Origin of the sequence: Streptomyces sp. NBC_00354, from assembly GCF_036106915.1 — a bacterium.
In the GTDB taxonomy this organism is placed as follows: Bacteria; Actinomycetota; Actinomycetes; order Streptomycetales; family Streptomycetaceae; genus Streptomyces.
Genome location: NZ_CP107983.1, coordinates 404,201 through 418,859 on the forward strand (window position 1 = coordinate 404,201; position 14,659 = coordinate 418,859).

Annotated in this window: 15 protein-coding genes and 1 riboswitch; of the genes, 8 read left to right on the forward strand and 7 right to left on the reverse strand. The window is 68.2% G+C overall.

The window, feature by feature from the left end; translation table 11 throughout:
- Window positions 1-65: 65 nt before the first annotated feature.
- A complete protein-coding gene (locus OHT74_RS01945) occupies window positions 66-3,374 on the forward strand; it encodes a S8 family peptidase (RefSeq protein ID WP_328623236.1) in 3,309 nt (1,102 codons plus the stop codon).
- Window positions 3,375-3,612: 238 nt separating this feature from the next.
- Complete coding sequence (locus OHT74_RS01950; protein ID WP_328619065.1) at window positions 3,613-5,088, forward strand: RNB domain-containing ribonuclease; 1,476 nt, start codon at window positions 3,613-3,615, stop codon at window positions 5,086-5,088.
- 174 nt (window positions 5,089-5,262) lie between these two features.
- Here the strand turns inward: OHT74_RS01950 and OHT74_RS01955 are convergent, their stop codons facing one another.
- The 3 genes from OHT74_RS01955 to OHT74_RS01965 all read right to left on the reverse strand — a co-directional run bounded on the left by OHT74_RS01955 (window position 5,263) and on the right by OHT74_RS01965 (window position 6,333).
- Window positions 5,263-5,430, reverse strand: a complete 168-nt coding sequence (locus tag OHT74_RS01955) for a hypothetical protein (protein ID WP_328619066.1) — start codon at window positions 5,428-5,430, stop codon at window positions 5,263-5,265.
- 31 nt (window positions 5,431-5,461) lie between these two features.
- Window positions 5,462-5,998 carry a hypothetical protein gene (locus tag OHT74_RS01960; RefSeq protein ID WP_328619067.1) on the reverse strand — a complete coding sequence of 179 codons (537 nt, stop codon included), beginning with the start codon at window positions 5,996-5,998 and terminating at the stop codon, window positions 5,462-5,464.
- Between the two features lie 152 nt (window positions 5,999-6,150).
- A complete protein-coding gene (locus tag OHT74_RS01965; protein WP_328619068.1) occupies window positions 6,151-6,333 on the reverse strand; it encodes a hypothetical protein in 183 nt (60 codons plus the stop codon).
- A gap of 92 nt (window positions 6,334-6,425) precedes the next feature.
- On the opposite strand from OHT74_RS01965, the gene OHT74_RS01970 reads away from it, so the two are divergent.
- The 6 genes from OHT74_RS01970 to OHT74_RS01995 all read left to right on the forward strand — a co-directional run bounded on the left by OHT74_RS01970 (window position 6,426) and on the right by OHT74_RS01995 (window position 11,805).
- Window positions 6,426-7,955 (forward strand): serine/threonine-protein kinase, encoded by a 1,530-nt coding sequence (locus OHT74_RS01970; RefSeq protein WP_328619069.1) that lies wholly within the window; start codon window positions 6,426-6,428, stop codon window positions 7,953-7,955.
- Between the two features lie 74 nt (window positions 7,956-8,029).
- Window positions 8,030-8,092: riboswitch (guanidine-III (ykkC-III) riboswitch) on the forward strand.
- A gap of 80 nt (window positions 8,093-8,172) precedes the next feature.
- Window positions 8,173-8,619 carry an Ohr family peroxiredoxin gene (locus tag OHT74_RS01975; protein WP_266659945.1) on the forward strand — a complete coding sequence of 149 codons (447 nt, stop codon included), beginning with the start codon at window positions 8,173-8,175 and terminating at the stop codon, window positions 8,617-8,619.
- Window positions 8,612-9,064, forward strand: a complete 453-nt coding sequence (locus OHT74_RS01980) for a hypothetical protein (protein WP_266999237.1) — start codon at window positions 8,612-8,614, stop codon at window positions 9,062-9,064. Before OHT74_RS01975 ends, OHT74_RS01980 begins: the two co-directional genes overlap by 8 nt.
- 97 nt (window positions 9,065-9,161) lie before the next feature.
- Window positions 9,162-9,422 (forward strand): DUF6191 domain-containing protein, encoded by a 261-nt coding sequence (locus tag OHT74_RS01985; RefSeq protein ID WP_328619070.1) that lies wholly within the window; start codon window positions 9,162-9,164, stop codon window positions 9,420-9,422.
- Between the two features lie 314 nt (window positions 9,423-9,736).
- Complete coding sequence (locus OHT74_RS01990) at window positions 9,737-10,495, forward strand: GntR family transcriptional regulator (RefSeq protein WP_328619071.1); 759 nt, start codon at window positions 9,737-9,739, stop codon at window positions 10,493-10,495.
- A gap of 50 nt (window positions 10,496-10,545) precedes the next feature.
- Window positions 10,546-11,805: an MFS transporter gene (locus OHT74_RS01995; RefSeq protein ID WP_328619072.1), complete on the forward strand. Its 1,260-nt coding sequence runs from the start codon at window positions 10,546-10,548 to the stop codon at window positions 11,803-11,805.
- A gap of 67 nt (window positions 11,806-11,872) precedes the next feature.
- On the opposite strand, the gene OHT74_RS02000 is transcribed toward OHT74_RS01995, so the two are convergent.
- From OHT74_RS02000 to OHT74_RS02015, 4 genes are all read right to left on the reverse strand, one after another.
- Window positions 11,873-12,307, reverse strand: a complete 435-nt coding sequence (locus tag OHT74_RS02000) for a hypothetical protein (RefSeq protein WP_328619073.1) — start codon at window positions 12,305-12,307, stop codon at window positions 11,873-11,875.
- Between the two features lie 142 nt (window positions 12,308-12,449).
- Window positions 12,450-14,024 (reverse strand): hypothetical protein, encoded by a 1,575-nt coding sequence (locus OHT74_RS02005; protein ID WP_328619074.1) that lies wholly within the window; start codon window positions 14,022-14,024, stop codon window positions 12,450-12,452.
- Entirely contained in the window at window positions 14,021-14,242 is a 222-nt protein-coding gene (locus tag OHT74_RS02010) for a hypothetical protein (RefSeq protein ID WP_328619075.1), read from the reverse strand. Before OHT74_RS02010 ends, OHT74_RS02005 begins: the two co-directional genes overlap by 4 nt.
- Window positions 14,243-14,278: 36 nt before the next feature.
- Window positions 14,279-14,578, reverse strand: a complete 300-nt coding sequence (locus OHT74_RS02015; protein WP_328619076.1) for a hypothetical protein — start codon at window positions 14,576-14,578, stop codon at window positions 14,279-14,281.
- Window positions 14,579-14,659 lie beyond the last annotated feature (81 nt).

Consider the following 14,659-nt stretch of genomic DNA (forward strand, 5'->3'; position numbering starts at 1 on the left):
CACATGTGCAGAGAGCACGCGCCTTCACCGTCACAGCGGCCACTTCGGTGGCCCTCGTGGCAGGCATGACCGGCCCCGCGGCGGCCATCACCACGTCCACGACCACCACACCGAACACACCGAACACCACACGCTTGGACAGCAACCGCCGGATCCAACTCATCACGGGCGACCGCGTGGTGGTCGGCGACAAGGGCCGGGTGGTGGGCTTCGAGTCCGCCAAGGGCCGTGAGCGCATACCCGTACAGGTGCAGCGCACCAAGAACCACACGCTGGTGGTGCCCAGCGACGCGCAGCGCCTGATCGCCACGGGCAAGCTGGACCAGCGGCTCTTCGACGTCGACGAGCTCACCGACCCGCTGCTGCGCAAGAGCCACCGCGACGGGCTCAAGCTGATCGTGCAGTACGACGGGGGCACCAGTGCCGCACGGGCCGAGGTGCGTTCGGCAGGTGACACCCAGGTGCGGCGCACGTTCCCGACCATCAATGCCGACGCCCTCCGTACGTCGCAGGACGATGTGGCCAAGGTGTGGGAGGCGCTGACCGACCAGGGCAAGGGCGGCGTGCGCGCCACCGCCTCCGGCATCGGCAAGGTGTGGCTGGACGGGGTGCGCAGAGCGAGCCTGGACCGCAGTGTCGAGCAGATCGGCGCCGACAAGGCGTGGGCGGCCGGGTACGACGGCAAGGGCGTGAAGATCGCCGTCCTCGACACGGGAGTCGACAAGGCCCACGACGACCTGAAGACCCAGGTCGTCGGCGAGAAGAACTTCTCCACCTCACCCGACACCGCAGACCGCGTCGGACACGGCACGCACGTCGCCTCGATCGCCGCCGGTACCGGCGCCATGTCGGGCGGCAGGTACAAGGGTGTCGCCTCCGGTGCCAAGGTCATCAGCGGGAAAGTACTGAACGATGAGGGAGTCGGGGACGACTCCGGCATCATCGCGGGCATGGAGTGGGCCGCCGCCGAGGGCGCGGACGTCGTCAACCTCAGTCTCGGCGGCCCGGACTCCCCCGGCGTCGACCCGATGGAGGCGGCGGTCAACAAGCTGTCCGCCGAGAAGGGGATCCTGTTCGCCATCGCGGCGGGCAACGAAGGCGAGGGCGGTGACTCGACGGTGGGCTCGCCCGGCAGCGCGGACGCCGCGCTGACCGTCGGCGCCGTCGACAAGGACGACAAGCCGGCGCCCTTCTCCAGCATCGGTCCGCGCACCGGCGACGGAGCCGTCAAGCCGGACGTGACCGCGCCCGGCGTTGCCATCACTGCGGCCGCCGCCCCCGGCAGCGCGCTCGACACCCGCCCCGGCACACCGCACCCGGCCCCCGGCTACCTGCAGATCGACGGCACCTCCATGGCCACGCCCCACGTAGCGGGCGCGGCGGCGATCCTGAAACAGCAGCATCCGGGCTGGAAGTCCGCCGAGCTCAAGGGCGCGCTGACCGCCTCCGCCAAGGGCGGCGACTACACCCCCTTCCAGCAGGGCTCGGGCCGCATCCAGGTGGACAAGGCGCTGGCCCAGAGCGTGATCGCCGATCCGGTCTCGCTGACCTTCGGCGTTGCACAGTGGCCGCATCCCGACGACCAGCCCCTCACCAAGAAGGTCGGCTACCGCAACCTCGGGACCAGCGACGTCACCCTTGACCTGTCGGTGTCCGCGCTGGATCCGGCGGGCAGGCCGGCCCCGGCCGGGTTCTTCGCGCTCGGCGCCACCAAGGTGACCGTGCCCGCCGGGGGCACGGCCGAAGTCGACCTGACCGCCGACACCAGGATCGGCGACGCCGACGGCACCTACTCCGGTTACGTCACCGCCACCGGCGCGGGCCAGTCCGTCCGCACGGCCGCGGTGGCCGTCCGCGAGGCGGAGTCCTACGACCTGACGCTCAGGACCATCGACCGCGACGGCGCCGACGCCGTGAACTTCTCCAGCACCCTGATCGGCGTCGCCGGCTCCGGCAAGGGCTTCCAGGCCCGGATCGACAACGAGCCGGGCACACACAAGATCCGTGTGCCCAAGGGCTCGTACACGTTCAACGCGGCCGTGTACCAGGACCCGTCGGACCTCACCAAGGGCACCGACTGGATCGCCCAGCCGAAGCTGGACGTCTCCGGCGACACCACGGTCACGGCCGACGCGCGCACCACCAGGCCGGTGGACATCACCGTGCCCGGAGTCGACAAGGTGGACTACGGGGGGACGTACTACGAGGTCGCGACCGACATCGGCCGCGTCGGCAACGGCTGGGTCCTGAGGGGTTTCACCAACTTCCGCACCGCGCACATGGGTCCGGGCGTCAGCGACGGTTCGCTCCTCCAGACCTGGGACGCGCACCTGCTCAAGGACGCCACCGCTCAGTACTCGGTGGCCTTCGGCGGCAAGACGCAGAAGGTCGCGACCGGCTACACCAAGCACGTGAAGGCGAACGAACTGGCGACGCTCAAGGTGGACGTCGGTGCCTCCGCTCCCGGGAAGACCACTCTCACCTCTCCGTTCGCCCATCTGCCGGGTGCGCCGGAAGGCAACGGGTTCTCGGCGCCGCAGGCCACGCCCGGCACGCGCACCTTCTACGTCTCCACCGCCGACGGCGTCAAGTGGCTGACCAAGTCGGAGCAGTTCGGCGAGCCCGACAAGTGGGGTCACCCGGCCTTCGACGGCGCCTACGAGATGACCGAACCAAAGCACTACGAAGCCGGCAGGACATACCGGGAGACGTTCAACACCGGCGTCTTCGGCCCGCTCCTGGGCGAGAAAATGGGCGTCTTCCGCACCGCACCCGACGCGGCCACGGGCGAGCAGCAGCTCGTCGGCGCCGTGCCGCTGTTCGCCGACGGAAAGGGCCACGCGGGTCTGACGACGTACACCTCGGCCACGTCGGCGCTGTACCGCAACGGCGTCAAGGTCGGCGAGAACGACGACCCGCTGAGCGGCACGCAGCCCTTCAAGGTCGACGCCGCCGATGCCGAGTACCGGCTGGTGACCTCCGTGGAGCGCCCGGCGAAGGTCGCCGCAGCCTCCACCCGCATCGACGCCGGCTTCACGTTCCGTTCGAAGCAGGTCGCGGCCACCACGGCGCTGCCGGTGTCCACGGTCCGCTTCGCGGCCCCCGTCGACCTCGCCTCGCGCGCCCCTGGGGGCAAGTCGGTCCAGGTCCCGGTGACCGTGCAAGGCTCGGCGGCCGGGAGGAACCTCAAGTCGCTCGCCGTGTCCGTGAGCTATGACGACGGGAAGACCTGGCAGCCCGTGAAGGTTGCGAACGGCAAGATTTCCGTGAAGAACCCGGCGAAGGACAAGGCCATCTCGTTCTTCGCCGATGTCACGGACAAGCAGGGCAACAAGTCGTCGCTGACCATCCACAACGCGTACTACGGCAAGTGACGTTGCCCCGGTGACGCACACCGCGTGACGACGACGTGCTGGAAGCGTTCAAGAACCCTTCCAGCACGTTCCGTCGCGGACGTGTACATGACGGACGTGTACCTGACGGATGTGTGCCTGACGGACGTGTGCCTGATCGTCGGGGGAATCGAGCCTCCACCCGGTCAGGTCCTCCGGAGGTCCTCCGGACGGATCGCCCCGCCGTGCCGGTGCGTGCTGGCCGCCCTATGCTCGGGGCATGCCACGGCGCCCGATGCACATGTCCGACGCGGCCAAGGCCGCGCTGCGCACCGCCTTGCAGAAGCTGCGGACCGACCTGCATGCCCCCGCGGCCTTTCCCGCACCCGTGCTCGAAGCGGCCGACGCCGCCGCGCACTCGCCCCGGCTGCCCGACAAGGACGCCACCCATCTGCCGCTCTTCACGATCGATCCGCCGACGTCGAAGGACCTCGACCAGGCCATGTACCTGGAGCGGCGCCCCGGCGGCGGGTTCCGCGTGTACTACGCCATCGCCGACGTGGCCGCCTTCGTCGTGCCCGGCGGCGCGCTGGACGCCGAGGCCCAGAAGCGGATCGTGACGCTGTACTTCCCCGACGGCAAGGTGGCCCTGTACCCGCCCGCGCTCTCCGAGGGCGCGGCCAGCCTGCTGCCGGACCAGACCGTCCCCGCCCTGCTGTGGCAGCACGACCTCGACGCCCACGGCGAGGTGACCACGTCGTACGTGAGCCGCGCCCTGGTCCGCAGTAAGGCCAAACTCGACTACGCGGGCGTCCAGCACTCCATCGACTCCGGCACCGCGGAGGAGTCCGTGGCCCTGCTGCGCGACATCGGCACCCTGCGCGAGGCCGTCGAGGCCGCGCGGGGCGGCATCTCGCTCACCCTCCCGGAGCAGGAGGTCACGTTCGAGGACGGATCGTTCCGGCTGAGCTACCGGGCGCCGTTGCCCGTGGACGGCTGGAACGAGCAGATCTCCCTCATGACCGGGATGGCCGCGGCCCGGATGATGCTGGACAGCGGTCCGGGCATCCTGCGGACCCAGGACATGGCCCCGACCCACGAGGTCACACGACTGCACCGCATCGCCCAGGGCCTGGGCATCGACTGGCCGCACCACGTCTCGTACGCCGAGCTGATCCGCTCGCTCGATCCGCACGACCAGAAGCACGCGGCCTTCCTCCACGAGGCGGCCGGCGCCCTGCTGCTGAAATCGGTCTACAAGTCCTTCCGCGACCACGACCACATCCCCGAGCAGACGAGCCACGCGGCGATCGCGGCCCCGTACACGCACTGCACGGCCCCGCTGCGGCGTCTGGTCGACCGGTACGCCGGTGAGCTGTGCGTGGCTTCCTGCGCTGGCCAGGCCCCGCCGGACTGGGTGCTCGCCGCCCTGGACGGCCTGCCGATCACGATGGCGAAGGCGAAGGGGAGTGCGGCGGACCGGCAGTCCGTGGACCTGGTGGAGGCGGCAGTGCTCATGGACCGGGTGGGCGGCATCTTCGACGCCACGGTGATCGACACCGACGAGGAAGAGGTCCCGCCGAACCGGCGGGAGGGACAGGTCCAGATGGCGGAGCCCGCCGTGGTGGGCAGAGTCACCTCGGCGGACGTCGACCTCAAGCTGGGCGCAAGCGTCCGGGTCAGGCTCGAGCGGGCCGACCCCGCGTTCTCTGACAGGAACAAGAAGATCCTCTTCAGCTTGGTGCAGGACTGGTGACCTGAGTCAGGGATCCGCACTTCTGCGGAGTCGGAAATGGCGTCACCGAACCGTCGGGGTGCACGTCGCGGCGCTGGTCCCAGCCCAGCCAGGCAGCCCATGCGGCGACCGTGATGAGAAACAAGGGCGGGCCGGGGCGGGGGCTCGGGCGCTGCCGGCCCTCGGCATCGGCGGTCAGCCGGCCGCCGCGGCCGGTACCTGGCTGAACGCGGGGATCTTCATGCCCCGCCACACCACGTCCAGGCACAGCCGCTCGAACCGCAGCGGATGCTGGAGGACCTCGCCCCGGCAGCCCGCCCGATGCCGGTGGCCAACGCCGTGCGCGGGGTCCTGACCCAGCACGCCGCTCGGCCCGGCCAGACGAAACGGTGTGTCAGGAGACGCTCTTGGTCGCGCTGGAGACGACGCACTCCTTGTATTCGCCTCCGTCGCCCTTGCCGGTGTACGGCGTTGTGGCCTCGGCCTGCTGGGATCCGCCGGCCTTGACCGTCAGGTTGGTGACCCTGGCCGTGGCGGCGAGGGCGCTCGAGCCGGGCGCGCCTTCGAACTTCATGGTGATGTTGTAGGTGTAGCTCAACGAGCCGCTGTTGGTGACGGTGAGCCGGGCGACGAGGTTCTTGCCCGACTCGTCCAGGCGGCACTTGTCGATCTTGATGTCACGCTCGGCCTTGTTGGCGCTGCTCGAACCGCCCGTAACGGAGGAGTTGCCGGACGAGGTACCGCTGCTGCTGTCGCTGCCGCCAGTGGTGCTGCCGGTGGTACCACTGCTGGAGCTGCCCGAGCTGCTGGAGTGCGAGGAGCTGGAGCCGTGGCTGCCACCGCAGCTGGCGCCGTGGGAGCCACGGGCTCCCGTCAGCGCGACGACGGCGACACCGAAGACGGCTATTGCCCGGACATGACGAAGCTTCACATTCAATCCCGTTGCAAAGAGTGATGAGCAAGTAGGGCACCTTGGCAGGCGCACGTCACCTTAATACCGTCTTTATGTCGCCCGGTCGCGCCCATCCGGACGGGCCCACATGATCGTGACACGATCACGACATACTGATCACAACCGGGAACTCAGGCTGCCAACTTCTGCGGCATCTGCGCCATGCGCACGGAGTTCGACACCATGCCCTGCGGGCGAATTGCATCCTTGAGCAGGGACCACAGCAGCAGCCCGTCTGTGCTCCTGGCGCACAGGAAGTCCCCGGCCTCGGGGGCGACTTCGCTGCCCTGAGTGAGTGCCGCGACGAGCAGCACCGCGCACCCGCTGCTCGCCCTCGTCCTTCCAGCTGACACCGGGCGCGGGCCGGCTCTAAGTTCTCTTGTAGGCGATTGCACTCGGGGGAATTGTGGAGCAGTTGAAGGCCGGTGACCCGGCGGCCGTCGGCCCGTACCGGATTACGGCGCGGCTCGGCGCGGGCGGCATGGGGCAGGTCTACCTCGGAGAATCGCGCAGTGGTCGGCGGGTGGCGGTGAAGGTCGTCCGGCCGGAGATCGCCTCGGACCCCGGTTTCCGGGCGCGGTTTCGGCGCGAGGTGGAGGCGGCGAAGGCGGTCGGAGGCTTCTGGACGGCGACCGTGGTCGATGCGGATCCGGAGGCGGAGACGCCCTGGGTGGCCAGCGACTACATTCCGGCACCCAATCTTGCCGAACGGGTCCGGGAGAACGGGCCGTTGACGGAGGACGCGGTATGGCGGCTCGGGGCGGGCCTGGCAGAGGCGCTGCACTCCGTGCACCGGGCGGGGCTCGTCCACCGGGATCTCAAGCCCGCGAACGTCCTGCTCACGGAGAACGGGCCGCGGCTCATCGACTTCGGGATCGCCAAGGCGCTGAACGGTGCGACCATGCTCACCCGGACGGGCGTGGCGATCGGCACCGCCGGATTCATGTCGCCCGAGCAGGCCCAGGGCGGCAGTGTCGGCACGGCCAGCGACATCTTCTCGCTCGGTACGGTCCTGTGCTTCGCGGCCACTGGGCGCATGCCGTTCGGGGAGGGCAGTGCTGCGGGGCTGCTCTACCGGGTCGTGCACGAGATGCCGAACCTGGAACGCCTGCCGGAGGGACTCCGGACGGTGCTGGGAGAGTGCCTGGAAAAGCGAGCGGAGAGGCGGCCGTCTGCGGAGGAGGTGTTGTCCGCACTGAGCGGGGGTGGTGCGGAGACTGTGACGCGTCCGGTGATGGGTGCCGACATAGGTGTGGGTTCGCCTGTGGCTCTGCCGGACCTGGCGCCTACTTCCCCGCCACCTCCGCCGCTTGGCGCACCCGGGCCGCCGGCCTTGCCGGCGGAGGAGACGGTCATGGATGCAGTCCCAGTCCGGGCAGTCGTTGAGCGGGCCTCGGGGACGCCCATCGAGGTGCGGTACTCGATGGGGCACATGCGCGTCGCCTTCGCGGCCACGCTCGCCGGGACCGTTCCGCTCGGCGTGGCCGTGTTCTCCTTCGTGGACCATCCCCTCTCCGCCGCATTGGCAAGCATCGTCGCGCTTGTCCTGTTCAGCCTGGGAGGCCTGGCCATGGCACGCGGGGACGCGGCGTGTGTACGGGTGGCGGGTGACGGGCTCTACTTCCTGCGTGAAGGTCACGAATGGAGCGCGACCTGGGAAGAGCTGGCACAGGTAACTCTGCGGTCCACGCGCTGGGGTCTGCTTCAGGAGTTCGTCGTGGTTGGCGAACTAGCGCCGGCGGCGACGAAGAATGTCGTATGGGAACGCTTCCAGCCTGCCGGTGCCGGCCCCAGGGCGGCAGTCACCACCATCCGTTTCCGCAACACAGCACTGGCACGGGCGGAGATCCGAAGGCTGCACGAGGCGCTGCTGCACCGTGCTGGTAAGCGCTACTCGTACGACGGTGGACTTCTCGCCGTCATCCGCAGTCATTGACTCGGTGGGGGCGGGTGAGGCGGGTCACTACAGGTGAATGTCCCGGCGGGCCTGCTCCCGTTGCTAGATTGTTCGGCGGCCCGGTCCCGAGGCCCCGGACGAGATGCGCCGTACCCGGTTATGCACGACGACGCGCCAGGCGCCGTCCCACCGGCAGGCGCCGAAGCGCTGTCCGGCCCCGGGCGGCGTTCCCTCGTCGCACAGATGGGCTGACCACATGACCGTGCCGCTGACCCGCACCCTCTACCGGACGACCGCACACGCCAGCGGGGGCCGTACCGGATCGGTGGTCACCGACGACGGGCGCCTCGACGTCCGTCTGGCCCCGCCGCGCAAGAAGGTGCCCGGTACCACCAACCCCGAGCAGTTGTTCGCGGCCGGGTTCGCCGCCTGTTTCACGTCTGCGCTGGCCGAGGTCGCAGCCGAATTCGGGGCGGATGCCTCGGCCGCGCGCGTGGCGTGCGAGGTACAGCTCGGTACCACGGACACGCCCGCCGGCTACGGTCTCGCGGTCGGCCTCACGGTCTCCCTGCCGGGGTGGAAGGCGGCTGACCTGCTGCCCCTGCTCCACCGGGCGGACGCGGTCTGCCCCTACTCCCAGGCGGTCCGCGGGAACATCGAGCTCTCGCTGCTGGCCGTGGACGACACCGCCGCCGATGCCTGAGCCGGCAGGCGGCCTCGGAACCCCTCCGGCAGCGGGCGGGCCGGGCATCCCGGTGCCCGAGCGGGGTGCGTGGCTGCGGCGCGGCATCAGCCGGAACGGCGGTCCCCTGGTGGAAGACCGCGAGGTGGTGTGGCTGCAGGCCGGCCCGTACTTCGCCGACAGCCGGGGCTTCGCCGGCGTCACGTCCTTCGACGGCTCCCGCGTGCATTTCCACCACCTGGAGGGCGAGCCCGGCGAGGACACGGGCACCTTCCGGTGGGAGGGTGCGAACCTCATCGAGTGGGGCACCAACACGGACGGCAGTACGTTCCTGGAGGTCTGGACCCCACTGCCCGCCGACGACGGCGACACCGGCTCCTGGGCCGGTACCGGCTACCACGTGGTGCGCGTCGGCCGACACCTCGTACACGTCGATTCCCGTGCGGGTACGTACTGGCGGACGTGACCGGCCACGGCTTCGACCGAGGCCGACGGGAGTGTGAGGCAAACTTTCTCCAGACTGCGAGGTGTCTCATGAGCTCCTTGCAACTGGCAGTGTCGTCATGTTCCTGTGGCTGTTCCTCTTTACGTGGGTCGGCTGGCGGCGGCGCAGGCATGGCGGCGGCGGCGGAGCATCCACTGCCGGGGCATGGGGCGAGCTCTTCCATCCGTCACAGCGACACGTGCAACAGGAGCGGGAACGCCAACTTGTCCTCAGGGACGACGCCGAATCCGGTGCACCCCCCAGCTCTGTTGACCTCGACTCCGGCAAGGCGGTTATCCGCCCCGTGCAGAGCGCCACGAGCAGGTACGACGCGCTGTAGCGGTTCGTTACATCACCATCCGCCCGTGCACGACTGCCAGAAGTTCTCGGTTTCCTCCAGCCCCGTGCATCCGCTGAGCCGGCAGAAGCTGGTCGTCCTGCCGGACTGTTTTCCCCGCACCAGCACGCCGGGTCCACGCCTTGGCGGCCGACAGCCGATCAGCAGGTCGAGTTGGTCTGCCTGCCGACCAACTCCGTAGGCGCATGAGCTCGGAGCGTATTTCTACTCCAGCAGCTTTTTCCTGGTGCAGTAACTTGCCAACGCCCCCTGGGAATGACCAGCTGCCGCAGAGTAGGACAACCGGAGGATCATCCATGCCCCGAGAGGCGCCGTACCTCGCAGTAGCCGACGTGCTGCGCGCACGGATTCTCGCGGGAGAGTGGGAGATCGGGGAGTGCCTGCCGTCCCGGGCACGGCTCGCCGTGGAGTACGGGGTCGGACGCAACGTCATGCAGAGGGCCATGGACCGTTTGATCATCGACGGTCTCCTCGAAGGACGCGCCGGCTCGGGCACCTACGTCCGCATGCCGCGAGAGCGCCTGCGGCTGGTCCGCTCGCGGCACCGCGAACGCCGGGATGGCTCTCCTCCCTGGCACGACAGGAGGGAGCGGGGCAGGGCCGACGCCTGGGACTCACACAGTCAGGTGCGCGTCCCCGCACCTGAGCCAATCGCCGAGCGGCTCGCCATCAGCTCCGGGGACCTCTGTGTCAATACGCATTACGAGTTCCTCGCGGACGGGCAACCTGTCCAGCTTTCCGAATCCTGGGAGCCCATGGCTATCACGGATGGAACGCCGATTGTGCTGCCCGAGATGGGTCCCCTGGCGGGAAAAGGGGTGGTCGAGCGCATGCGTTCCATTGGCGTGGTCATCTCGACAGTGGTCGAGGTGCCGCGCCCGGCTCGTGCCACTCAGGTGCAGGCGAACCTTCTGGGGATCAGCACGGGGGATCTCGTGCTTCAGATCGAGCGGACCCTCTTCGACATGGAAGGACGTCCGGTGGAAACGGCCGACATGGTCATTCCGGACGTGCGTCGGGAAGTGGTCTACGAGTTCGGAGTCGGCCGACTGTAGTCGTTGAAGTCATTTAGAGAGACATCGCAAATTCGACAGTAGGGCATTCCATGGCAAAATCATCCCGACTCGGCCTCTTAGGTAATCGGGACTTCGGGCGGTTGTTTGCTGCCACTGCGCTCGGCCAGTTGGGCGACCGCATCATCTTTCTGGCCTTGCCTCTGGTTGCCATCGCGGCATTGCATGCCGACGAGTTCCAGGTGGGCTTACTGACTGCGATGGCTTCGGCAGGATCGCTCCTGGTCGGACTGCCGGCAGGCGCGTGGGTGGACCGCATGCGGAAGCGATCGGTGATGATCAGCACTGATCTCGCTCGCGCGCTGTTCCTCTTGACGGTTCCGGTGGCGTGGTGGGCGGGCCTTCTCACCATCTGGTGGGTCTATGCAGTCGCCTTGGTTCATGGAGTGTTGACTGTCTTCTTCGATGTTGCATACGTCAGCTATCTCCCGCACTTGGTGGGACGTAGCAATCTCGTGGAAGGAAACTCAAAACTGTCGGCCATACGCTCGGTGACCAGTATCAGCGGGCCGGCGGTGGCAGGGCCGCTGGTCGGTCTGGTTGGAGCTCCTGCAACGCTTTTGGCGAGTTCGGCCGGGATGGTTATGTCGGGACTGCTCGCGATCACCATCCGGAAACGCGAAAAGAAGCCTGAGGCGAGTGTTCACCCTCAATTGGGCCGAGAGATAAAGGAGGGGCTGAAGTTCGTCATCAAGTCCCCTACCCTCCGTGCGATCATGCTGGGGGATGCGATATTCAACCTCTTCCTGGTTATGTACCAGACCATGTTGCTGGTCTTTTTGGAGCGGGAGATAGGTCTCCAGTCCTTTGGTGTCGGCCTCATTTTGTCGGGAATGGGTTGTGGTGCCTTGCTGGGTGCACTGTTGGCAACCAGGGTCTCCAAGCGGGTCGGGCAAGGTCCGGTCATCTGGCTCGCGTCGCTGGTTACCTGTCCGTTGACTGTGCTCATGCCTTTGGCGCGAACGGGTTGGAGCGTGTACGTGGCTGCGATCGGACTCGCGGCTCTTTCACTGGGTGGAGTCGTCCGTGTGGTGACTCAGTCAAGCTTCCAACAGGCCCTGACGCCGGATCGGCTTCTGGGCCGGATGAGCGCAACAGCCCGCTTTGTTTCCTGGGGTGGCATTCCTCTTGGTGGGCTTTTGGGTGGAGCCTCGGGCTCTGTGTTCGGAGCGGCAGGCACTTTGTGGATTGGTGCAGCCGGTATGACGCTGAGTGTCCTTCCCAACTTCCTTTCACCGCTTCGAAAAATGCGCACGTTGCCCACGGAGAAGGCCCCCGAGTACGCGCTTTGAGGCGTCGCAGATGGCTGACAAACAAGTGCGTACGTATGACCTGTAGGGCTCTGGCCGATGCGGCGTCTCAATCGGCAAGCACGTCGGTGGGGCGATTCATGGTGCCTCGGCTGACGTCTGCCTCCCGCCAAAGGTTGTTCTTTGCCAGCTTGCCGTCGGTACAGGTCGGTCGGCCGGTGAAAGGTCGTCTCTGCAGACTTGGACGTGTCTCGACCTGTTCCTGAAGGGCGTGACACTTCTTGCGGCTTCTGCGCAGCTCGCCGCGGAGCTCGGCGAGTTCCGCGGTGTATCGGTGCTGCAGGATGCCAGCCGGGCTGGTGGCGGTCCGGGCGTCCCATTCGGTGAGGATCTCGGTGGCTCGGTTCATCGTGGCCCGGCTGACCTCGGCCTCGCGGCAGAGGTTGTTCTTGGTGAGTTTGCCGTCGGTGTGCTGGGACTGGCCGGACAGAAGCCGTTCCATGGCATCGCGCAGGGCCTGTTCCGTCTTGGTGGAGACGGTCACTGGCCGGCCTTCTTGAGCATCAGGGCCACCTCGTTCAGTTGGGCATCGAGCAGAGCTCGGCGGTTGGCGGGGAGCTTGGGATCGGCTCGCAGCCGGTTTAGGGAGCTGCGTTCAGAACCGGGTGCGCTGTAGCAGGTCACGTTCAACCCGGAGATCGCCGCGCTGAGCTTTGCCGATGGCCCGCAGTTCGGCGGCCTTCTCGTACTGCGGCGAAGGCCTCGCGCATGCGGTCGGCGCCGGGGCCGAAGCCGATGGTCTCGCCGCGGCTGTCGGCCGCGAAGAGTTCCGTGACGCGCTGAAACTTCCGCTCGGCGATGGCGTTGTCGAGATGGCGGGCCCAGGACGAGGCGGGCTCCATGTATCCGCCTGTGGTCCGGTTGGCCAGGGCTCGGGTAGCGGCGTGCTTGAGCTGCATGCCGACCGCGATCTCCGAGCCGGGGAAGTCCCGGGTGAGCATCGCCATGGTTCTGCGGAACATGTGCGGTGTGATGTGCTGGGGCGGGATCTCGTCCAGGCCGGTGATGTTCCGGCGTCGGTTGACGTGGTCGACGAAGTCCTCGATCACGTCCTTGCTGGTGAACAAGGCTTCCGGATTGCGGCCTGGGACGGACGCGAACGCCAACTCGGGGTGCTGGGAGAGCCGTTCGGCGAGCTCGATGGCCCGGGCGACCGGTTCGATAATCCACCAGCACGCGTCGTGCCAGGGTCCGCGGCTTCCGTCGGGGCGGTCGACCTCCAACAGTTCGGGCAGCAGCCCGTACTGGACGCGGCCGGCCGCGACGAGCCGTTCGACGGCGGCCCGGCGTGCGCGGCCGGTGCTGCTAGTGGTGGAGAACAGGTTCCTGCGGTCTGAGTCGAGTCCGACCATCCGGGCCAGCAGGTCCCAGTGGACCGGGCCTTCCCGTCCGGTCTGGGCACCGGGCGGTCGGGCCGGGACACGGCTCGCCGGGTCGGTGAGCCAGGCGGTGAGCCAGCGGTCCGCTTCCGGCAGCTTGATGTCTTCCACGCGTGCCTCGATCGCCTGCCAGCGATCGAGGGCCCGCAGGATGTCCGGGGCGAAGACAGTGATGTAGGTCCAGGCGGCCCGGACCAGCGGGAACCAGGTCTCCGGCTTGACCACCGGCGTCTTGAGCGGGCCGTTGACCGGCAGCTTGAGGACCGCGACGGCGGACATGCCCGGCCAGGGGTCCTCCTCCAGGCCGCCGTCGGCCAGGGCCCGGCCGAACCGGTGCAGGGCCTTGATGACCACGATGTGATCGACGAGGCGGGGCTCCGGGTCCGAGTTGCTGTGATGAGCGAGGAAGCGGTGGAAGTCCTCCGTCGTCCACCGGCTGACCAGCTCGGGCAGATGCTGGTCGGCTCCGAAGGCGGCGAGTTCCCGCAGACACGTGGTCCGCTGGCGGACGGTGTTGGCGACACGAGGTTCGTCCGCGAGGTGGATGCCGCGGGCCGGCAGCGCCGGGTGGCGCGGGTTGAACCAGATCATGGCCAGCTCTCGGGCCAGCAGGTTCATCGCCGGTGCAAGGCCGGGAAAGGGCACGCGCATATGTGAGGGGTGCTGGTTGACCGGTTTGCGCAGCACTCCATTGAGATCCCAGCACTCCCGCTCCGAGAAGACGGGCGGCTTGGCGCCGGGCAGCAGCGGGTGGGACTGCAGCACGGGCTCGTCGTCGCGGAAGACCGAAGACCTCATCGGGAGGGGAAGTTGCCTGATCATGACTCGAACTCCACGTGCGCGGCGAGGGGAAGCTGCAGGGGCAACCCGTCCTCGACGATCTGCCGGCGGGCCGCGGTGATCTCGGCGTCCGTGCGGGCCTTGAGCGACTCCCCCTGCGACGACCGCCACGGACTGGCCCGCACGTAGCCGACGCGGACCAGATGCTTGTAGAGGCTGACGATCGCGGCAGCGTCCCGGCCCCAGGTGGTTCCCCCCACCGTGCCTTCGGCGTCTTCACGCCGCCACTGACGGAGCTACAGGATGTCCATTTCGGTGGCCGAGCACAGGTCCGTCCCGCGAGCCTGCAGGAACCTGAGCAGCATCAGCACCGTGTAGGCGTAGGCCCGCATCGACTTCGCGTCCCGCCGGGCCAGCGCCAGACTGCGAAACCACGAGGAGACCGGCTCCACCGGCCGCATCGCTTCGTCCAGGAGGACCGGCGTACCCGTCGGCAGGCGATACCGCTCAAGAGCCCCCGCCAACAGGGACCGATCGATCCCCGCGACATCACCCACACGCCACACTGCCCGGTGGTTGGCGAAGTACAGCCGCACCGACCCCTCCCGTACCGACCTGAGCACGTTCACGTACGCAGTCACGCCAACGGAAGATCGCTGCCGACGGCTACGGGGCGT